This is a genomic window from Streptomyces sp. NPDC085524, from assembly GCF_044541755.1.
GTDB lineage: Bacteria > Actinomycetota > Actinomycetes > Streptomycetales > Streptomycetaceae > Streptomyces.
In genome coordinates, this window is the sequence record NZ_JBITTH010000017.1 from 75,279 (window position 1) to 95,385 (window position 20,107).

21 protein-coding genes are annotated in these 20,107 nt (G+C 71.3%); 3 read left to right on the forward strand and 18 right to left on the reverse strand.

Going from position 1 to position 20,107, the window contains the following annotated elements:
• Positions 1-2: 2 nt before the first annotated feature.
• Both ACIGFK_RS25335 and pyrR read right to left on the reverse strand, forming a co-directional pair.
• On the reverse strand, positions 3-989 hold the full coding sequence (locus tag ACIGFK_RS25335; protein WP_376661477.1) for an aspartate carbamoyltransferase catalytic subunit: 987 nt from the start codon (positions 987-989) through the stop codon (positions 3-5).
• Between the two features lie 138 nt (positions 990-1,127).
• Positions 1,128-1,700: a bifunctional pyr operon transcriptional regulator/uracil phosphoribosyltransferase PyrR gene (gene pyrR / locus ACIGFK_RS25340; RefSeq protein ID WP_376661478.1), complete on the reverse strand. Its 573-nt coding sequence runs from the start codon at positions 1,698-1,700 to the stop codon at positions 1,128-1,130.
• A 280-nt stretch (positions 1,701-1,980) separates the two neighbouring features.
• On the opposite strand from pyrR, the gene bldD reads away from it, so the two are divergent.
• On the forward strand, positions 1,981-2,481 hold the full coding sequence (bldD, locus tag ACIGFK_RS25345; protein ID WP_007263032.1) for a transcriptional regulator BldD: 501 nt from the start codon (positions 1,981-1,983) through the stop codon (positions 2,479-2,481).
• 172 nt (positions 2,482-2,653) lie between these two features.
• Here bldD and nusB read toward each other — a convergent pair whose 3' ends face one another.
• From nusB to ACIGFK_RS25420, 15 genes are all read right to left on the reverse strand, one after another.
• Positions 2,654-3,085, reverse strand: a complete 432-nt coding sequence (gene nusB / locus ACIGFK_RS25350; protein WP_376662453.1) for a transcription antitermination factor NusB — start codon at positions 3,083-3,085, stop codon at positions 2,654-2,656.
• A 2-nt stretch (positions 3,086-3,087) separates the two neighbouring features.
• Positions 3,088-3,654 (reverse strand): elongation factor P, encoded by a 567-nt coding sequence (gene efp, locus ACIGFK_RS25355; RefSeq protein ID WP_376662454.1) that lies wholly within the window; start codon positions 3,652-3,654, stop codon positions 3,088-3,090.
• A gap of 59 nt (positions 3,655-3,713) precedes the next feature.
• Positions 3,714-4,820, reverse strand: a complete 1,107-nt coding sequence (locus ACIGFK_RS25360; protein WP_376662455.1) for an aminopeptidase P family protein — start codon at positions 4,818-4,820, stop codon at positions 3,714-3,716.
• A gap of 252 nt (positions 4,821-5,072) precedes the next feature.
• Positions 5,073-5,870 carry an AAA family ATPase gene (locus ACIGFK_RS25365; RefSeq protein ID WP_376659578.1) on the reverse strand — a complete coding sequence of 266 codons (798 nt, stop codon included), beginning with the start codon at positions 5,868-5,870 and terminating at the stop codon, positions 5,073-5,075.
• Positions 5,871-5,950: 80 nt separating this feature from the next.
• On the reverse strand, positions 5,951-6,391 hold the full coding sequence (aroQ, locus tag ACIGFK_RS25370) for a type II 3-dehydroquinate dehydratase (RefSeq protein WP_376659577.1): 441 nt from the start codon (positions 6,389-6,391) through the stop codon (positions 5,951-5,953).
• Positions 6,388-7,479 (reverse strand): 3-dehydroquinate synthase, encoded by a 1,092-nt coding sequence (gene aroB, locus ACIGFK_RS25375; RefSeq protein WP_376659576.1) that lies wholly within the window; start codon positions 7,477-7,479, stop codon positions 6,388-6,390. The genes aroQ and aroB overlap by 4 nt, the downstream gene beginning before the upstream one ends.
• Positions 7,476-7,958, reverse strand: coding sequence for a shikimate kinase (locus tag ACIGFK_RS25380; protein WP_376659579.1), 483 nt, complete (start codon positions 7,956-7,958; stop codon positions 7,476-7,478). The genes aroB and ACIGFK_RS25380 overlap by 4 nt, the downstream gene beginning before the upstream one ends.
• 50 nt (positions 7,959-8,008) lie before the next feature.
• Positions 8,009-9,193 (reverse strand): chorismate synthase, encoded by a 1,185-nt coding sequence (gene aroC, locus ACIGFK_RS25385; RefSeq protein WP_365172663.1) that lies wholly within the window; start codon positions 9,191-9,193, stop codon positions 8,009-8,011.
• 132 nt (positions 9,194-9,325) lie between these two features.
• A complete protein-coding gene (locus ACIGFK_RS25390; RefSeq protein WP_376659575.1) occupies positions 9,326-9,520 on the reverse strand; it encodes a hypothetical protein in 195 nt (64 codons plus the stop codon).
• Between the two features lie 36 nt (positions 9,521-9,556).
• Positions 9,557-10,381 carry a shikimate dehydrogenase gene (locus tag ACIGFK_RS25395; RefSeq protein WP_400053685.1) on the reverse strand — a complete coding sequence of 275 codons (825 nt, stop codon included), beginning with the start codon at positions 10,379-10,381 and terminating at the stop codon, positions 9,557-9,559.
• 6 nt (positions 10,382-10,387) lie between these two features.
• Positions 10,388-12,082, reverse strand: a complete 1,695-nt coding sequence (gene mltG / locus ACIGFK_RS25400; protein WP_400053687.1) for an endolytic transglycosylase MltG — start codon at positions 12,080-12,082, stop codon at positions 10,388-10,390.
• A gap of 78 nt (positions 12,083-12,160) precedes the next feature.
• Positions 12,161-12,631 carry a Holliday junction resolvase RuvX gene (gene ruvX / locus ACIGFK_RS25405; RefSeq protein ID WP_150256582.1) on the reverse strand — a complete coding sequence of 157 codons (471 nt, stop codon included), beginning with the start codon at positions 12,629-12,631 and terminating at the stop codon, positions 12,161-12,163.
• Between the two features lie 2 nt (positions 12,632-12,633).
• A complete protein-coding gene (alaS, locus tag ACIGFK_RS25410) occupies positions 12,634-15,303 on the reverse strand; it encodes an alanine--tRNA ligase (protein ID WP_376659572.1) in 2,670 nt (889 codons plus the stop codon).
• Positions 15,303-15,644: a DUF6167 family protein gene (locus tag ACIGFK_RS25415; protein ID WP_376659571.1), complete on the reverse strand. Its 342-nt coding sequence runs from the start codon at positions 15,642-15,644 to the stop codon at positions 15,303-15,305. The genes alaS and ACIGFK_RS25415 overlap by 1 nt, the downstream gene beginning before the upstream one ends.
• A gap of 8 nt (positions 15,645-15,652) precedes the next feature.
• Positions 15,653-16,084 carry a DUF948 domain-containing protein gene (locus ACIGFK_RS25420; protein WP_376659570.1) on the reverse strand — a complete coding sequence of 144 codons (432 nt, stop codon included), beginning with the start codon at positions 16,082-16,084 and terminating at the stop codon, positions 15,653-15,655.
• Between the two features lie 148 nt (positions 16,085-16,232).
• Here ACIGFK_RS25420 and ACIGFK_RS25425 point away from each other — a divergent pair, with 148 nt between their 5' ends.
• Complete coding sequence (locus ACIGFK_RS25425; RefSeq protein WP_400053690.1) at positions 16,233-18,380, forward strand: ATP-binding protein; 2,148 nt, start codon at positions 16,233-16,235, stop codon at positions 18,378-18,380.
• A 20-nt stretch (positions 18,381-18,400) separates the two neighbouring features.
• Here ACIGFK_RS25425 and rpsD read toward each other — a convergent pair whose 3' ends face one another.
• A complete protein-coding gene (gene rpsD, locus ACIGFK_RS25430) occupies positions 18,401-19,012 on the reverse strand; it encodes a 30S ribosomal protein S4 (RefSeq protein WP_150520470.1) in 612 nt (203 codons plus the stop codon).
• Between the two features lie 286 nt (positions 19,013-19,298).
• Here rpsD and ACIGFK_RS25435 point away from each other — a divergent pair, with 286 nt between their 5' ends.
• Positions 19,299-19,976: a DUF2470 domain-containing protein gene (locus tag ACIGFK_RS25435; RefSeq protein ID WP_386468975.1), complete on the forward strand. Its 678-nt coding sequence runs from the start codon at positions 19,299-19,301 to the stop codon at positions 19,974-19,976.
• Positions 19,977-20,107 lie beyond the last annotated feature (131 nt).

Below are 20,107 nucleotides of genomic sequence, written 5' to 3' on the forward strand. Positions count from 1 at the left end.
GGTTACTTGGTCTCCTCGGTACGGGCGGCGGTGGTGGTGACGGCGGGCTCGGAGCCTCCGAGCAGCAGGTACAGGACGGCCATCCGGGTGGAGACGCCGTTGGCGACCTGCTCGACGGCCGTGCAGCGGTCGGAGTCGGCGACCTCGGCGGTGATCTCCATGCCGCGGTTCATCGGGCCGGGGTGCATCACGATGGCGTGCTCGGGCATCTTCGCCATGCGGTCGCCGTCGAGCCCGTACCGGCGGGAGTACTCGCGCTCGGTCGGGAAGAAGGCCGCGTTCATGCGTTCGCGCTGCACACGCAGCATCATCACAGCGTCGGACTTCGGCAGCACGTCGTCGAGGTTGTACGAGACCTCGCAGGGCCAGCTCTCGACGCCGATCGGGACCAGGGTCGGCGGGGCCACGACGGTGACCTCGGCGCCGAGGGTGTGCAGCAGCTGGACGTTGGAGCGGGCCACCCGGCTGTGCAGGACGTCGCCGACGATCGTGATCCGGCGGCCGTTCAGGTCCTTGCCGAGCCCGGCGTCGCGGCCGACGAGGCGGCGGCGCATGGTGAAGGCGTCCAGCAGGGCCTGGGTGGGGTGCTCGTGGGTGCCGTCGCCGGCGTTGATCACGGCGGAGTCGATCCAGCCGGAGGTCGCGAGCCGGTAGGGCGCGCCGGAGGCGTGGTGGCGGATGACGACCGCGTCGGCGCCCATGGCCTCCAGGGTCAGGGCGGTGTCCTTCAGGGATTCGCCCTTGGAAACCGAGGAACCCTTGGCGGAGAAGTTGATGACGTCGGCGGACAGCCGCTTGGCGGCCGCCTCGAAGGAGATCCGGGTGCGGGTCGAGTCCTCGAAGAAGAGGTTCACGACGGTCAGGCCGCGCAGGGTGGGCAGCTTCTTTATCGGCCGGTCCGCGACGCGGGCCATCTCCTCGGCGGTGTCGAGGATCAGGACGGCGTCGTCGCGCGTGAGATCGGCGGCCGAGATGAGATGGCGCTTCATCTGGATGGCTCCGTAGGTCAGGAGGGCTGGCTGGCTGGCCGGGTTTTCGAACAGCGCCGTGGGCAGCGCAGTGTTCAGCGCGGTGGGCAGGGCAGGCTGCGGCGCGGGCCCCGGCCGGGGCCCGTCCGCCCGTACGGGCTAGTGCCCGGCTGCCTGGGCGGTCCGCTGGCCGAGCAGCACGGCGTCACGGCCGTCCTCCTCCTGGAGCTGGACCTTGACGATCTCCCGCAGCGACGTGGGGAGGTTCTTGCCGACGTAGTCGGCGCGGATCGGCAGTTCGCGGTGGCCGCGGTCGACGAGGACGGCGAGCTGCACGGCGCGGGGGCGGCCGAGGTCGCCGAGGGCGTCGAGGGCGGCGCGGATGGTGCGGCCGGAGAAGAGCACGTCGTCGACGAGGACGACGAGGCGTCCGTCGATGTCGTCGCCGGGGATCTCGGTGCGGCCGATCGCGCGGGCGGGCTTCATGCGCAGGTCGTCGCGGTACATGGTGATGTCGAGGGAGCCGACCGGGATCTTCGTGCCGGTGATCTCTTCGAGCTTGGCGGCCAGCCGGCGGGCGAGGAAGACACCGCGGGTGGGAATGCCGAGGAGCACCACGTCGCCGGCGCCCTTGGCGCGTTCGACGATCTCGTGGGCGATCCGGGTCAGGACCCGGGCGATGTCCTGCGCCTCCAGCACGGGGCGCATGACGTCAGCGTTCTGAGCGTCCATGAAAAGGACCTCCTTCTCCGCCTCACGGGACGGACCTTAAAGGACGTCTGATGTACGTCTCACACGGTACCAGGGGCTCGGCGGTGAACCGGCACGGGGCTGGTGCGCGGGAGCGCGCACGGGGCTCCTGGGGCCCCTCTTAAGGGGGCGATGGAGACCATTCGGCTTGACGCACCCAAGTAACGCTGCGTAACCTCACAGTGAGTTACCAACCGCGCGGCGGAGCCGCAATTGGTCGCGTTGTCCATACCGTCACAGCGTCACAGCGTCCGGGAGCGTTATGTCCAGCGAATACGCCAAACAGCTCGGGGCCAAGCTCCGCGCCATCCGCACCCAGCAGGGCCTCTCCCTCCACGGTGTCGAGGAGAAGTCGCAGGGCCGGTGGAAGGCCGTGGTGGTCGGGTCCTACGAGCGCGGGGACCGCGCCGTGACCGTCCAGCGCCTTGCCGAGCTGGCGGACTTCTACGGGGTTCCGGTGCAGGAACTGCTGCCCGGCACCACTCCCGGCGGGGCTGCCGAGCCGCCGCCGAAGCTGCGTCTCGACCTGGAGCGCCTGGCGGGCGTGCCCGCCGAGAAGGCCGGTCCGCTCCAGCGTTACGCGGCCACGATCCAGAGCCAGCGCGGGGACTACAACGGCAAGGTGCTGTCGATCCGCCAGGACGACCTGCGCACCCTGGCCGTCATCTACGACCAGTCCCCCTCGGTCCTGACCGAGCAGCTGATCAGCTGGGGCGTCCTCGACGCGGATGCGCGTCGCGCGGTGGCCCACGAGGACATCTAGTCCGGGCAGTCACAGCAGAAACGTTTACCGGCGGGTGCCGGGAGTCCGGAGGGCTCCCGGCACCCGCCGTTCTGCATGCTGCCCCGGCCACGAGCCATGGCCGGGGCAGCAAAGAGCGGAGGGGCCGCAGCGTCCGCTGCGGCCCCTCCGCTCGACCCGAACCCGCCGGAGGCTACTCGCCCCGGCGCAGGCTCGGCTTCAGGTCCTTGAAACGGGCCAGCAGCCCGTTGACGAACGCAGGGGACTCGTCCGTCGAGAACTCCTTGGCCAGCTGGACGGCCTCGTCGATGGCCACGGCGTCCGGGGTGTCGTCCACCCAGATCAGCTCGTAGGCACCGAGCCGCAGGATGTTCCGGTCAGCGACCGGCATGCGGTCGAGCTCCCAGTCCACGGCGTAGGTGACGATCAGGTCGTCGATGCGGTTCACCTTGTCGGCGTAACCCTCGACGAGATCCATCGTGAAGGCGCTGACCGGCGGCTGCCGGTCGTCCGACCGCGCGTGGCGGATCCAGTCAGCGAGGACCTCGCGCACGGGCACCCCGCGCTGGTCGGCCTCGAACAGGATCTGGAAAGCACGCTTGCGCGCGTTGCTCCGGGCAGCCACGGTTAGCTGTTCACCCGGCCGAGGTAGTCGCTGGTGCGGGTGTCGACCTTGACCTTCTCGCCCGTGTTCACGAAGAGCGGGACCTGGATCTCGTGGCCCGTCTCCAGCGTCGCCGGCTTGGTGCCGCCGGTGGAGCGGTCGCCCTGGACGCCCGGGTCGGTGTGCTGGATGACCAGCTCGACGGCGGCCGGGAGCTCGACGTAGAGCACGGAGCCCTCGTGCTGCGCCACGGAGGCGGTGAAGCCCTCGATGAGGAAGTTGGCGGCGTCGCCGACGGCCTTGCGGTCGACCATCAGCTGGTCGTAGGTCTGCATGTCCATGAAGACGAAGTACTCGCCGTCCATGTAAGAGAACTGCATGTCGCGGCGGTCGATGGTGGCCGTCTCGACCTTCGTGCCGGCGTTGAACGTCTTGTCGACGACCTTGCCGGAGAGCACGTGCTTGAGCTTGGTGCGCACGAAGGCCGGGCCCTTGCCGGGCTTGACGTGCTGGAACTCGACGACGGACCAGAGCTGGTCACCGTCGAGCTTGAGCACCATGCCGTTCTTGAGGTCGTTCGTGGAAGCCACGGTTGCGGAATCTCCTGCACTGGAAGACCAGGGAGGCGCACACAGCCCGGCTCAGCGGGCTAGAGCGCGAGCAGCTCCTTGGTCGTAATGGTGAGTAGCTCGGGACCGCCGTCCGCCTCGGGGCGCACGACGAGCGTGTCATCGATCCGGACACCTCCCCGGCCCGGGAGGTGAACCCCCGGTTCGACGGTGACCGGCACGCAAGCGTCCAGTTTACCCATTGCCGTAGGTGCAAGCTGCGGGTCCTCGTCGATTTCGAGGCCGACACCGTGTCCGGTCCACGGAGCGAGGGCTTCCCCGTGGCCCGCGGAGTCCAGTACGGAGCGGGCCGCGTGGTCCACGTCGCGGTACGCGGCACCCGGCAGCAGGGCTTCCCGTCCGGCCCGCTGGGCCCGGAAGACGAGGTCGTACAGCTCGATCTGCCAGTCGGCGGGGGTGGTGCCGATCACGAAGGTACGGCCGATCTCGCACCGGTAGCCGCGGTAGTTGGCACCGAGGCAGACGGAGAGGAAGTCGCCCTCCTCGACCCTGCGGTCGGAGGGACGGTGCCGGGACCGGCCGGAGTGCGGGCCGGTGCCCACGGAGGTCGGGAAGGCCGGGCCGTCGGCCCCGTGGTCGACGAGGCGCCGCTCCAGCTCCAGGGCGAGGTGGCGCTCGGTACGGCCGACCAGGATGGACTCCAGCAGCTCCCCGAGGGCCTGGTCGGCGATCTCGGCGGCGATCCGCAGGCAGGTGATCTCCTCCTCGTCCTTGACGAGGCGCTGCTGCTCCACCGCCGTCCCGAGGTCGGCGAGACGCAGTTTGGGCGCCACGGAGCGAAGGGCCCGGTGGCGGGCGACGGTGAGGTGGTGCTCCTCCACCGCGAGGGAGTCGGCGCGGACGGACGCCGCCATGTCCGCGGCGGCGACCGCCGGGTCCGCGCCCGGACCCGTCAGGACGGAGAGCCTGAGGCCCTCGTCGAGACGGCCCTCGTCGGCCTCACCGGTGGGCGGGGCCGCGCAGAACAGCACGTCCTCGACGGGCCCGACGAACAGCACGGCGCCCTGCGGGGACGCCCCGGAGAGGTAGCGGACGTTCGCCGGACGGGTGATCAGAGCGGCGGCGTTCCCCGCGGCGGCGCAGCGGTCACGAAGCAGGCCGCGGCGTGCGGCGTACACGTCTGACATGTCTTCGAGCCTACGAGCGCCCCGCGCATCCGGCCTGGTGAGCGCGTCCGTCTGCGGTCGCACCGTGCGGCGCCGTTGTCCGGGGGCTCCGCCCCCGCTCCCCCGCGCCTCAATCGCCGGGGGCTGAAATTGCCCTCCGGGCAAGCCGGCCGCACACGGCGGACGGCAGCAGCCACATCCAGCCTCGCCGGCGATTGAGGCGCGGGGTTCGGGGCGGAGCCCCGGCCGTGGCGCGGCAGCACTGGGAACGGGCTAGGCCAGCGCCCGCGCCAGCGCTTCGTCGAGGGCGCGTGCCGTCCCCTCGACGTCCAGGTGCGAGTTGTCGATGATCGGCAGGCCGGAGCCGTACCAGCCGGCCATCCGCCCGTGGATCCGTGCGACCTCCTCGTCGGAGAGCCGCCGGTTGCCCGAGCGGGCCGCGTTGCGCTCCAGGACGATCTCCAGCCCGGGCAGCAGCACCACGGGCAGCAGCGCCGGGCCCACGTGCCGCTTCCAGCCGCCGAGGCCGACCACCGGCCGGTCGGGGAAGACGGCGTCGTCGAGGATGCAGGAGATCCCGTTGGCCAGGTAGTTGCGGGCGGCGAAGCCGCAGGTGCGGCGGGCCAGCCGGTACTGGGCCTCGGAGTGCTCGTTCCAGCCCGCCTGCGGATCGGCGAAGCCCGAGCACACCCACTCACGGACGTCGTCGAGGCTGACGTGGGCGGTCGGCACGGGCCGGGTGCTCGCCCAGTGCCGCGCCACGGTGGTCTTGCCCGCCCCTGCCGGGCCGATCAGCAGTACGGCGAGGACGGCCCCACCGGTGCGCGGCGCGGCCGGTGGGAGCGGGATGTGCCCGGTCGCCTCCGGCACGGCCGGCGGCGGCACGTGCGGGGGCGCGCCCGGGACCGGCGGGTGCGGGCCCGGGTGCGCCGGATGCGGGGGCATGCCCGGCTGAGTGGGCGGAGGCGGACCCGGCCAGCCGTGCGCCTGCGGTATCGGAGGCTGCGGAGGCGTCGGCGGGGGGTGCCCCGCCTGCCCCCAGCCTGCGCCGCCGCCCGTTCCCTGGTGCATCCGCTGCCACTCCGTCTCGTTCAGGCGACTGATGCGAGAACGTTATATGACGGCGGAGGCCCGGCCTCCCACGCGTGCCCTCAGAGGGAGACTTCCTCCGCCAGGGCGCGCAGCGCCAGCCGGTAGGAACCGAGGCCGAAGCCCGCCACCGTACCGGTCGCCACGGCCGCGATGACCGAGGTGTGCCGGAACGACTCACGGGCGTACGGGTTCGAGATGTGCACCTCGATCAGCGGCGCGGTGCGCTGCGCCGCCGCGTCCCGCATGGCGTACGAGTAGTGCGTGAAGGCACCCGGGTTGATCACGACCGGGATCTTGCCGTCCGCCGCCTCGTGGAGCCACCGTACGATCTCGCCCTCGTCGTTGGTCTCGCGGACCTCGACGTCGAAGCCGAGCTCCTCGCCCAGCGAGCGGCAGCTCTCCACCAGCCCGGCGTACGAGGTGGCCCCGTACACGTCGGGCTCGCGGGAGCCGAGCCGGCCCAGGTTCGGCCCGTTCAGGACGAACACGCGGCGGCTCACGCCGACACCTCACCGTAGGCGGCGATCAGGTGCGCCGGGTCGGGGCCCTCCAGCACGGTCGGCTTGCCCAGCCCGTCCAGGACGATGAAGCGCAGCAGGTTGCCCCGCGACTTCTTGTCGACCTGCATGGTCTGGAGCAGCTTCGGCCACTGGTCACCGCGGTAGGTCAGCGGCAGGCCGACCGAGGCGAGGACCGTCTTGTGCCGGTCCGCGGTCGCGTCGTCGAGGCGGCCCGCGAGGCGGCCCAGCTCGGCGGCGAAGACCATGCCGACGGAAACGGCCGCGCCGTGCCGCCACTTGTAGCGCTCGTTCTTCTCGATGGCGTGCGCGAGGGTGTGGCCGTAGTTGAGGATCTCGCGCAGCCCCGACTCCTTGAGGTCGCTGGAGACCACGTCGGCCTTGACCCGGATCGACCGCACGATCAGCTCGGAGGTGTGCGGGCCCGCCGGCGTACGGGCCGCCTGCGGGTCCTCCTCGATCAGTTCGAGGATCTTCGGGTCGGAGATGAATCCGGCCTTGATGATCTCGGCGAGACCGCTGACGTAGTCGTTGACCGGCAGCGAGTCCAGCGCCGCCAGGTCGCACAGCACACCGGCCGGCGGGTGGAAGGAGCCCACCAGGTTCTTGCCCTCGGCGGTGTTGATGCCGGTCTTGCCGCCGACCGCCGCGTCCACCATCGCGAGGACCGTGGTCGGCACGGCGATCCAGCGCACCCCGCGCAGCCAGGTGGCCGCGACGAAGCCCGCGAGGTCGGTCGTGGCTCCCCCGCCGACGCCGACGATGACGTCGGTGCGGGTGAAGCCGGACTGGCCGAGCGCCTTCCAGCAGTACGCGGCCACCTCTGCGGTCTTGGCCTCCTCGGCGTTCGGCACCTGGATGGCGATCGCCTCGTAGCCCTGCCCGGCGAGGTCGTCGCGCAGTGCCTCACCGGTCGAGGCCAGGGCCTCGGGGTGGATCACGGCGACCCGCTGGGCCTTCGTGCCGACGAGGGTGCCGAGCTCGCCGAGCAACTGGTGCCCGACCAGCACCTCGTACGCGTCATGGCCTGCGCTCGCGCCGACCTGGATCCGCGTCACCTGGTCCGTCATACGTCCTTCAACTCCAGAGCGTCGAGGACCGCCTGGGCGACCTCTTCGGGGGTGCGGTCGTCGGTGGCCACCACGACGCGCGCGACTTCGGTGTACAGGTGGCGCCGGGCGTCCATCAGCTCGCGCCACTGGCGGCGCGGGTTGACGGCGAGCAGCGGGCGCGCGGCGCCGAGGCCCACGCGCCGCACGGCTTCCTCGACGTCCATCGACAAGTAGACGACGGGCAGCCCGGACAGCAGCGCGCGGGTGCCCTCGTCGAGGACGGCGCCGCCGCCGAGGGCGAGGACTCCCGCGTGCCCGGCGACGGCGGCGGCGACCGCCTCCCGCTCCAGCTCGCGGAAGTACGGCTCGCCCTCGTCGACGAAGATGTCGGAGATCTCACGGCCCTGGGCCGCGACGATGTCCGCGTCGGTGTCCCGGTAGGGGACGCCGAGCCGTGCGGCGAGCAGGCCGCCGACGGTGGACTTGCCGGAGCCCATCGGGCCGACGAGTACGACGACCGGGCCGCCGGGTCCGTTCGGTCCGCCCGTCACCGGATCTGCAGGTTGTCGAGGTACGACTGCACGTTGCGGCGGGTCTCGGGGACCGAGTCGCCGCCGAACTTCTCGACGACCGCGTCGGCCAGCACGAGGGCGACCATCGCCTCGGCGACGATGCCGGCGGCCGGGACCGCACACACGTCGGAGCGCTGGTGGTGCGCCACCGTCGCCTCACCGGTGGCGACGTCCACGGTGGCGAGGGCGCGCGGCACGGTCGCGATGGGCTTCATCGCGGCGCGGACGCGCAGCAGCTCGCCGGTGGTCAGACCGCCCTCGGTGCCGCCTGCGCGGCCGGAGGTGCGCTTGAGGCCCTCGGGGGTGGAGACGATCTCGTCGTGCGCCTTGGAGCCGGGCACCCGGGCGAGCTCGAAGCCGTCGCCGACCTCGACGCCCTTGATGGCCTGGATGCCCATGAGCGCGCCGGCGAGGCGGGCGTCGAGGCGGCGGTCCCAGTGGACGTGCGAACCGAGGCCGACGGGCACTCCGTACGCGAGCACCTCGACCACACCGCCCAGGGTGTCGCCGTCCTTGTGGGCCTGGTCGATCTCGGCGACCATCGCCTTGCTCGCGTCCGCGTCGAGGCAGCGCACCGGGTCGGCGTCGAGCTTCTCCACGTCGGCGGGGGTCGGGTAGACGCCGTACGGGGCCTTGGCCGCGGCCAGTTCCACCACGTGCGAGACGATCTCGATGCCCGCGACCTCCTTGAGGAAGGAGCGGGCGATCGCGCCGAGGGCGACGCGGGCGGCGGTCTCGCGGGCGCTGGCGCGCTCCAGGATCGGCCGGGCCTCGTCGAAGCCGTACTTCTGCATGCCCGCGAGGTCCGCGTGACCCGGCCGCGGCCGGGTCAGCGCCGCGTTGCGGCCGGTGTCCTTGAGCAGCGAGGGGTCGACCGGGTCGGCCGACATGACCGTCTCCCACTTGGGCCACTCGCTGTTGCCGACCATGACCGCGACGGGCGAACCGAGCGAGAGCCCGTGCCGGACACCGCCCAGGAAGGTGATCTCGTCCTGCTCGAACTTCATGCGGGCGCCGCGCCCATAACCGAGCCGGCGACGGGCCAGATGGTCGGCCACCAGCTCAGTGGTGACCGGAACGCCGGCGGGAAGCCCCTCCAGCGTCGCTACCAGCGCCGGTCCGTGCGACTCCCCGGCGGTCAGCCAACGCAACCTGCTCAACGATGCTCCTCATGCTCGCGCCTGGTACAGCGATGGCGCGATCGGGTGCGCGGCCCTGACCCGCCGTACCCGATCCTCCCACGTCCGAGGGGGTTTGATGGGCCTCGGTCCAGCAATCGGACGCCTTGTCCGTCAGGTGGCCCGGGTGAAGCGCTCGCGGAGCCAGGTGATCGCCATCCACAGGGCCGCGGAACCGATGATTCCGAGGACGATCACCTGGACCGGTTCGGGGAGGCTGCCGAACACCACTCTGAGCAGGCCGCCGATCATGCGGGGGACGATGTCCCACTTCGACGCGAGCAGCTGCCCGCCATCCGTCTCTTCCATGCGCCCTCCCCCTGACCGAATGCGCAGGCCGGGAGCCTAACGGGCGGCCAGCGCCCGTTCTCCGGCGGCCCTCATGGCGGCGAGCGGGCCCGGGGTGCGTCCGGTCATCTGCTCGACCTGGAGCACGGCCTGGTGGACCAGCAGGTCCAGGCCGCCGACGACCTTGCCGCCGCGGCGGTCCCAGGCGGCCGCGAGGGCGGTCGGCCAGGGGTCGTACAGGACGTCGAAGAGGGTGCCCGCCCCTTCGGGCACCGAGGCGGCCAGGGCGTCCGTCGTGCCGGCCGGGGTGGTCGCGATCACCAGCGGCGCCGAGAGCGCCCCGGCGGCCTCGGACCAGTCGGCGGTGCGGACGGCGACGCCGAGCCGCTCGCCCCAGCCGCGCATCTCGTCGGCCCGCGCCTGCGAGCGGACGTACGCCGTGACCTCGCCGGTGCAGATCCGCGAGAGGGCGGCGAGCGCCGAGGAGGCGGTGGCCCCGGCGCCGAGGATGGCGGCGGAGGGGACCTTCTCGACGCCGCGCTCGTGGAGCGCGGCGACGATGCCGGGGATGTCGGTGTTGTCGCCGAGGCGGCGGCCGTCCTTGGTGAGGACGACCGTGTTGACGGCCTCGACGGAGGCGGCCGTGTCGCTGATCGCGTCGAGCAGCGGGATGATCGCCCGCTTCAGCGGCATGGTCAGCGACAGCCCGGCCCACTCGGGGCCGAGTCCGGAGACGAACCCGGGGAGCGCGGCCTCGTCGATCTCGAAGCGGTCGTAGGACCAGTCCTCGAGGCCGAGCTCCTGGTAGGCGGCGCGGTGCAGCACCGGTGAGAGGGAGTGCTCGATGGGCGAACCCAGCACCGCGGCCCTTATGTGTGACATGTCCCGCTAACCGCCGTTCTTCTGCTTCTGCCGTTCCTGGAACTCGGCCACGAGCTTGAGGTGCTCGTCGTAGGTCTTGGTGAAGGTCGTCGTGCTGCCGTCGACCGACACGAAGAACATCCAGCCGCCGTGATCCGGGTTGAGCGTAGCGGTCAGCGCGTCCATGCCCGGGTTCCCGATCGGGCCGACGGGCAGTCCCTTGATGAAGTGCGTGTTGTAGGGGTTGTTGAACGCCTGGGCTTCCTTGAGATTGAAGTTGATCTCGCTCTGGCCCTTGGCGTAGTTGTAGGTGGAGTCGAACTCGATCTTCTGGTTCGTGACGTCGTTCGTCTTCTTCAGGCGGTTGTAGACGACCTCGGACATCTTCCGGAAGTCGTCGTGGTTCTTGCCCTCGGCGTTGACGAGGCTGGCGACCGTGATCACCTGGAGCGGGTTCTCCAGGCCCAGCTCCTTGGCCTTGCCCTCGACGCCCAGCTCCGCGTACTTGTCGGACGCGTTCTTGACCATCTGCTTGAGCAGGGACTCCGGGGTGCTGTCCTTGCTGAGGTCGTAGCGCGTCGGGTACAGGAAGCCCTCGAGCGGGTCCATGAGCTTCGGGTTGTTGCCGGCCCAGGCCGGCAGTCCGAGGTTCTTGGCGTCGCGCAGGGCGATCTCCCTGGTGGTGCCCTCCGGCTTGCCCAGCTTCTTGTCGATCGCCTCGTACACCTTGGCGTTGCGCATGCCCTCGGTGACGGTGATGACATTCAGCTTGGTGGGGTCGATCATCAGCGCGACGGCGGCCGCACCCGACATCTTCTTCTGCATCGGGTAGACACCGGGCTGGATGGACTTGCCCTTGGGGTTGGCGTTCGCGGCGTCGACGAAGGCCTGGGCGCTGGCGACCACGCCGGCCTCCTTGAGGATCCGGCCCATCTGTCCCAGGCCCGCACCCTTGGGGATCTCGACGTCGACGATCTCGCTGGTGCCTTCGCCCGCGAAGTCCTCGGCGGCACCGAACCTGTCCTTGATGTAGGTGTAGCCGTAGTACCCGCCGCCGCCGAGCACGCCCACGATGACGAGGGAGGCGATCAGGCAGGCCGCGCCGCTGCGCTTCTTGGGCTTGCCGCCCTTGGAGCGGCCGCCGCGGCGCCCGCCGCCGCCGTCCTCCCCGTCCTCGTCGCCGCCACCGGCGAGGAACGAGGCCTCGGGCTCCTCCTCCTGCTGCTCGGGCAGCTGGGGCTCGAGGTGGCGCAGGTTCGGGGGCTGCGGCGGCGGGTAGGCCTCGGCCGTCGTGTAGAGGTCCGGGCTCTCTCCCGGGTACCCGGCCGCGTTCTGCTGGGCGTACGGGTCCACTCCGGCGTAGGGGTCGGCCGGGGCCGTGGCGACGTACTGCTGCTGCTGACCGGTGTCCCAGCCCTGGGCGTCGTACACCGGCTGCTGGGGCTGCTGCGCCTGCTGGGGGTACTGGGCCTGCTGGGGGTACTGCTGCTGCTGGGCCTGCTGCGGGTACTGCGGCGCATAGCCCTGCTGCTGCGGGTGCTGGGGGTACTGCTGCTGTGGGTACTGCTGCTGGTACTGCGGGTCCTGCGCGTACTGCTGGTGCTCACCGCCGTAGGGCACCTGTCCCTGCTGGGTCTGGTGCCCGGTCCACCCCTGGTCCCCGTACAGGGGATCCTCGGGGTGCCACGGTTCGGAGCCGTGGCCCCGTCCATACTCAGTCATCGGTCCCCTAGTGCCGCGAGACGAAAGCGACGGCTGTTCGAATGCCGTCTCATCGCGCGGAACGTTACCGTACCGCGATCAGACAACCACTTCGACGCACTCACCAGGCGGATTACCTGATACCCGTTCGGTCTCAAGAGCGTTCTGAAGGATCACCACAGCGGCTGCCTGGTCGATGACCGACCGGCCCTTCTTCGCGTTCTTCCCCGAGGCCCGCAGCCCCTGGGCGGCGGTGACCGTGGTCATCCGCTCGTCCACCAGACGGACCGTCACGGGCTTGATGCCCTTCGCGAGTTCGTTCGCGAAGGCCCGCACCTTGGCCGCGGCCGGCCCCTCCCGCCCGCTGAGCGAGCGGGGGAGGCCGACCACGACTTCGAGGGGCTCGTACTCCTCGACGAGCTGCCGCAGTCGCCGGTGGGCGAAGGGGATGTCCCGGCCCGGGACGGTTTCCACCGGTGTGGCGAGCACCCCGTCGGGGTCGCACGAGGCGACCCCGATCCGGGCGTCCCCGACGTCGATGGCGAGCCGGCGGCCACGGCGCAGTGTCATCGTCAGACCGTCTCTACGACGAGGCGCTCGACCGCGGCGATGGCCTCCGGCACGGCGGCGGCGTTCTGGCCGCCGCCCTGGGCGACGTCCGGCTTCCCGCCGCCGCCGCCACCGAGGGTCTTGGCGGCCGTGCGCACCAGGTCACCGGCCTTGAGACCGCGCTCGCGGGCGGCCTCGTTCGTGGCGATGACGGTCAGCGGACGGTCGTTCGCCACGGTGAAGAGGGCCACCACGGCCGGACGGTCGCCCGGGATGCGGCCGCGGACGTCGAGGACCAGCTTGCGCAGGTCGTCGGCGCCCGTGCCGTCCGGCACCTGGCCGACGACGAGGGCGACGCCGTGGATGTCCTGGGCGTTCTGGGCGAGGCCGGCGGCAGCCTGGAGGACCTTCTCCGCGCGGAACTTCTCGATCTCCTTCTCGGCGTCCTTCAGCTTGCCGAGCATGGAGGCGATCTTCTCCGGCAGCTCCTCCGGACGGCCCTTGACCAGCTCCTGGAGCTGGGCGACGACCGTGTGCTCCTTGGCGAGGAAGTTGTACGCGTCCACGCCGACGAGGGCCTCGACGCGGCGCACGCCGGAGCCGATGGAGGACTCGCCGAGCAGCTTCACCAGGCCGAGCTGGCTGGTGTTGCCGACGTGCGTGCCGCCGCACAGCTCCTTGGAGAAGTCGCCGATGGTGACGACGCGCACGCGCTCGCCGTACTTCTCGCCGAACTCGGCGATGGCGCCCTGCTTCTTCGCCTCGTCGATGCTCATGACCTCGGCGGTGACGTCGAGCTCACGCGAGAGCACGTCATTGATCTTCTGCTCGACGTCGGTCAGGACCGAGCCGGGGACGGCGTTCGGGGAGCCGAAGTCGAAGCGGAAGCGGCCGGGCGAGTTCTCGGAACCGGCCTGGGCGGCCGTCGGGCCGAGGGCGTCGCGCAGCGCCTGGTGGGTCAGGTGGGTGGCCGAGTGGGCGCGGGCGATGGCCCGGCGGCGGTTCACGTCGATGGCGGCGTACGCGGAGGCGCCCACCGTCACCTCGCCGACCTGGACGGAGCCCTTGTGCACCGAGACGCCGGGGACCGGCTGCTGGACGTCGCGGACGTTGATGATCGCGCCGGAGTCGAGCTTGATGCGGCCCTGGTCGGCGAGCTGGCCGCCGCCCTCGGCGTAGAAGGGGGTGCGGTCGAGGACGACCTCGACCTCGTCGCCCTCGGAGGCGGCGGGCGCGGAGACGCCGTTGACCAGGAGGCCGACGATGGTGGACTCGCCCTGGGTGGTGGCGTAGCCGGTGAACTCGGTGGCGCCGGCGGTGTCGGCGATCTCGCGGTACGAGGAGACGTCGGCGTGGCCGGTCTTCTTGGCCTTGGCGTCGGCCTTGGCGCGGTCGCGCTGCTCCTGCATCAGGCGGCGGAAGCCGGCCTCGTCCACGGAGAGGCCCTGCTCGGAGGCCATCTCCAGGGTGAGGTCGATCGGGAAGCCCCAGGTGTCGTGGAGCAGGAACGCCTTCTCGCCGGAGAGGACCTTGCCGCCGACGGCCTTGGTCTCGGTGACGGCGGTGTCGAGGATGTTCGTGCCGCCCTTGAGGGCCTTCAGGAAGGCGGCCTCTTCGGCGAGCGCGACGGTCTCGATGCGCGTGCGGTCGGTGACGAGCTCCGGGTACTGCTGGCCCATCGTGTTGATCACGACGTCCACGAGGTCCTTGACGACCGGACCGGTGGCGCCCATGAGGCGCATGTTGCGGATGGCGCGGCGCATGATGCGGCGCAGCACGTAGCCGCGGCCCTCGTTGCCCGGGGTGACGCCGTCGCCGATGAGCATGACGGAGGTGCGGATGTGGTCGGCGACCACGCGCATGGACACGTCGGTGTCCTTGGCCGCGCCGTACCGGACGCCGGTCAGCTCGGTGGCCTTGTCCATGACCACGCGCAGGGTGTCGGTCTCGTACATGTTCTGCACGCCCTGCAGGATCATTGCGAGGCGTTCGAGGCCGAGGCCGGTGTCGATGTTCTTCGACGGCAGGTCGCCGAGGATCGGGAAGTCTTCCTTCCCGTCGCCGGCGCCGCGCTCGTACTGCATGAAGACCAGGTTCCAGATCTCCACGTAGCGCTCGTCGTTGACGGCCGGGCCGCCCTCGACGCCGAACTCCGGGCCGCGGTCGTAGTTGATCTCGGAGCACGGGCCGCAGGGACCCGGGACGCCCATGGACCAGAAGTTGTCCTTCTTGCCCAGGCGCTGGATGCGCTCGGCGGGGACGCCGATCACGTCGCGCCAGATCGTCTCGGCCTCGTCGTCGTCGAGGTAGACGGTGATCCAGAGCTTCTCCGGCTCCAGGCCGTAGCCGCCGTCCGCCACGGAGCTGGTGAGCAGCTCCCAGGCGTACTTGATGGCGCCTTCCTTGAAGTAGTCGCCGAAGGAGAAGTTGCCGCACATCTGGAAGAACGTGCCGTGGCGGGTGGTCTTGCCGACCTCTTCGATGTCCGGCGTGCGGACGCACTTCTGCACGCTGGTGGCGCGCGGAGCCGGGGGCTTGGTCTCGCCGAGGAAGTAGGGCTTGAAGGGGACCATGCCCGCGTTGACCAGCAGCAGAGTCGGGTCGTCCGCGATGAGCGACGCCGAAGGGACAACGGCGTGACCGCGCTCCTCGAAGAAGCTCAGCCAGCGGCGGCGGATTTCAGCCGACTCCATCAGTGGTCCTCATTCCGGTTGTACGAAAACTTCAGGGGGGTGGTCTTGTCGTTCTGGATGGCCCGCAGCCGCCGCGGCCCGGGCAGGGCGGTGACGTTGTCGGGCCGGTCGGGATCCTGGTGCAGTCCCAGTGCGTCGTTCAGCTCGTCCTCGCGCTGCGTCATTCCCGACTTGACGTCGAGGGCGAAGTCCTTGAGGCGGTGTCCCGCCTCCACGGCCTTGTCGGCGGCCTGGGCGGCGAGGCTCTCCGGCGTCAGCTTCTTCAGCTTGCGGTTGACCTTGGTGGTGGCCCACACGCCGGCGGCCGCGCCGGCGGTGAACCAGAAGGCTCGGCGGAACATCGGAGGTCTCAGCCCTTCTGCTTCCGGCGGCGCGGCGCCGGCACGGTACGGCCGACGATCACGTTACGTCGGGACGTCTTCTGCGGCGCGTCCTGCGGGGTCTTGCCCAGCGCCTTGCGGACGCCGTAGCCGAAGGCCGCGACCTTGACCAGCGGCCCGCCGAAGGCGGTGGCCACGGTGGAGGAGAGAGCGGAGGCGTTGGAGGTGACCTCCTGGACGTCGCTCGCGATCGCGTCGACCCGGTCGAGCTGGGTGCGCGCGGAGCGGACGGTGGTGGAGGCGTCCGCCAGCAGCGGGACGGCCTGGTCGGTGACCTCGGCCACCAGCTTGGTGGTCGCCTTGAGCACCTGGGCCAGCCTCACCAGCACCACGGCCAGGAAGGAGACCAGGATCGCCCAGAAGACGGCCACGAGGATCCCGGCCACCTCTCCACCGGACACTTCACACCGCACTCTCGTCTGGACTTGAACTGCAAAAAGATTCGCCCTCCGACCCTATCGCGCCCGAGATCCCCGGCAGTACCGGAATTCGGGGACCGGCATGATCATCTTGTACGCAGCGCATACGGGCCAGTACCCTGCGTGTCCCATGCGACAGAAGACGGGCAATCTTCCCTCGGAGCTGGGCGGGTTCATCGGCAGGGGTGCCGAGCTCGACGCGCTGGGGCGGCTTCTGGACTCCTCCCGGCTCGTGACCGTGACCGGCGTGGGCGGGGTGGGCAAGTCCCGGCTGGTGGTCGCCGCGGCCCGGGCTGCCGCCGAGCAGGATGGCGGAGCGCCGCAGGAACGCTACTGCGACGGGATCTGGCTGGCCGAGCTGGCCGCCGTACGGGACCCCGCGCTGCTGGAGATCGCCCTGTCCGAGGCGCTCGGGCTGACCGACCACACCACCCGGCCGCCCCGGACCGTGCTGGCCGAGCACCTTGCCGGACGGCGGCTGCTCCTGGTCCTGGACGGCTTCGAGCAACTGGTCGACGAGACGGCCGAGCTGGTACGGGAGCTGCTGCGGCGCTCCCCCGGCCTGCGGGTGCTCGCCGCCGGGCGGCGCCCGCTGGCCCTGGACGGGGAGCTGGCCTTCCCGCTGGCCCCGCTCGACGGGGAAGGGTCGCTGGCCCTGCTGACCGCGCGGGCCTCGGCGGCGGACCCGGAGTTCCGGGTGTCCGGGGCGGACCGGGCGGTGCTGACCGAGCTCTGCGCCCGGCTGGACGGGATCCCGCTCGCCCTGGAGCTGGCGGCGGCCCGGCTGCGCGTGCTGTCCCCCGCGCAGGTGCTGGCCCGGCTCGAGGACCGCTTCGCGCTGCTGACGGGCGGCGCGCGCGGGGTGCTCCCCCGGCACCGGGCGCTGCGCACCGCCATCGGCTGGAGCCACGAGCTGTGCACGCCCGCGGAGCGGCTGCTGTGGGCGCGGCTGTCGGTCTTCGCCGGGCAGTTCGACCTCGACGCCGCCGAGTACGTGTGCGCGGGCCCCGACCTGCCGGTGGACAGCGTGCTCGACCTGGTCGGGGAGCTCCTGGCGCAGTCCCTCCTGGTCCGGGAGGAGACCCCGGCCGGGATCCGCTACCGGATGCTGGAGACCGTACGGGAGTACGGGGCGGGATGGCTGGAGTCGACGGGTGACACCGGGCGGCTGCGGCGGCGGCACCGGGACTGGTACATGGGTCTGGCGACCTGGTGCGAGACGGACTGGTTCAGCCCCCGCCAGGAGGAGGTGGCCGCTCTGGTGGAGGCGGAGCTGCCGAACCTGCGGCTCGCGCTGGAGTGCTGCCTGGACGAGCCGGACGAGGTGCACCTGGGCCAGTACCTGGCGGGCACCCTGTGGTTCTACTGGGCGGGCTGCGGCCGGCTGACCGAGGGCAGGCACTGGCTGGACCGGACCCTGGAGTGCCGGGGCGGGACGGCGGACGGGTACGAGCCCTCGCGGCTGAAGGCGCTGTGGGTGCTGGGCTACGTGTGCGCCCTCCAGGGGGACGCGGTGGCCTCCACGAGCGCCCTGTACGAGTGCCGGGACGGCGCGGCGCGCAGCGGCAACGCCCTGGCCGCGGCCTACGCGGTGCACCGGCTCGGCTGCCTGGCGCTGGTCTCGGACGACATGGAGCGGGCCGGGGAGCTGCTCGGCTCGGCGCTGGAGCGCTACCGGGACGCCGGGGAGCTGAACAGCAACGTGCTGATGTGCCAGGTGGAACTGGGCATGGCACTGGCCTTCCAGGGAGAGCCGGCGGGCGCGCTCTCCCTGTGCGAGGAGGTCCGGGAGATCTGCGAGGAGCGCGGGGAGCGCTGGACGAAGGCGTACGCCCTGTACGTGCTCGCGTACGCGGCCCTGGACGCGGGGGCCACGCGGGAGGCGCGGCGGCTGCTCACCGAGTGCGTGGAGATCAACCACGCCTTCCGCGACCTGGTGGGGCTGGTGCTGGCCCTGGAGCTGCTGGCCCTGGTCACCGTCGCGGAGGGCGACGCCGCCGAGGCCGCGGTGCTCCAGGGGGCGGCGGAGCCGCTGTGGGACGGGGTGGGGCTCAGGCTCTTCGGCTCGGGGTACTTCAACGCCCCGCGGCTGATGTGCCAGGAGCGGGCCGGCGAGGTGCTGGGCGCCGAGCGCTACGCGGCGTACGCGGCGGACGGACGGAGGCTGAGCCGCGAGGCGCTGGTCGGGCGCGCACTGGACGCGGGGACCGGCACCGGGCGGGGAAGCGGAAAACCCGCCGCCCCCCGGAGGGGACGGCGGGTTTCCACCAGCCTGTGAGGGCTACGCCTGCCGGAAGATCAGCGGGCGTAGTACTCGACGACGAGCTGCTCGTCGCAGATGACCGGGATTTCCTTGCGGTTCGGGTCGCGGTCCAGGCGGAAGGCCAGGGCCTTCAGGTTGACCTGCAGGTAACGGGGGGTCTCGCCCTCGCCTGCGTAGCCACCCTCACGGGCGACCTGGAACGGAACCTTCTCGCGGCTGCGCTCGCGCACGGTCACGACGTCGTCCGGGCGGACACGGAACGACGGCTTGTCGACCTTGCCACCGTTGACCTCGATGTGGCCGTGAACGACCATCTGGCGGGCCTGGTAGATGGTGCGGGCGATGCCCGAACGCAGGACCAGGGCGTCGAGGCGACGCTCGAGCTCGACGACCAGCGCCTCGCCCGTCTTGCCCTCGGCCTTCTTGGCGCGGTCGTACGCGCGGGCCATCTGACGCTCAGAGATGTCGTACTGAGCGCGCAGACGCTGCTTCTCGAGCAGACGGACCTTGTAGTCCGAGTTCTGCTTGCGGCCACGGCCGTGCTCGCCCGGCGGGTAGGGACGAGCCTCGAAGTACTTGACGGCCTTCGGGGTCAGCGCAATGCCGAGGGCACGCGACTTCTTGACCTTGGGTCGCTTCTGGTTCACGGGGAACCTACCTCCATGTAAGTTAGGTGAGGCTTACCTTAGCGAGGAGGACGTAATGTCTCGACCACATGGGATCCCCCTGCCCAGTGCGCAGCGCAGTTCGGATTCAGACGAAACAGAATCCGCTTGCGCCGACGATAAGCAAGGTCAGCCGCGTCCCAGGGAAGGCGTTCGGCAGCTCACCGGAGCCGAACGCGTACGAACCCTCGTAGAGTCCAACGCCTCAGTATCCCTCACGCTGATCGGTGCTCGTGACGCGCACGGCTCCGAGGAGTTCGGGACAGGGATGCCGGTCGCACGGACCGTCACCCCGGACGGGGACGTGATTCTCCTTGTTTCCGGAGAATCCGCGGCTGCCAGGGCAGCCGCTCACGCCCAGGACGACGACCTCACCGCCGTGATCGAGATCACGGATGTGGCGCCGGTGTCCGTGCCACATCGTATCCGAGGCCGCGCCTGGCTGACCGGGTGGCTGACCCCGGTGCGCGGGGACGACCGCGCGCTGTGCGCGGCCCTGCTGGCGGAGCGGCATCCGGTGGGCGAGCTGCTGGGCCTCTCCGAGCCCCAGGACACCCCGTACACGGTCCGCCCGGCGTGGATGCTGCTCCGGCTGGAGGTCGGCGAGATCTCGCTGGACGACCTGTGGGGCGCCGAGCACGTGGACCCCGATGACCTCCCCGCGGCCGAGCCCGACCCCCTCGTCGGCCACGAGGCTGAACTGCTCCAGCACCTGCACGCCGCCCACGGCGACCGGGTCGGCGGACTGTCCGGCCTGCTGGGCCCCCGAGAGGCGGAGGGCATGAGGGCGGTCCCGCTCGCCCTGGACCGGCTGGGCCTGCGCGTCCGCTTCACGGGCGGCCCGGCCGGCTCCTTCGACGCCCGCTTCGACTTCCCGGAGCCCGTGGCGGACGTCTGCGGCCTGCGCCGGGCGATGCACACGCTGCTCGCGGCGGCCTCCCACTGAGCGCAGGCCGGGCCTGCCCGCCGGACCCGGTCGACACGGCTGCCCCTGCGCGGGGCCGGTCCCCTACCCGCCCTTCCACCGTTCCCCGGGAAGTGCGCTCCGCGCACTCCGGCCCCGCCGGGCGGAAAATC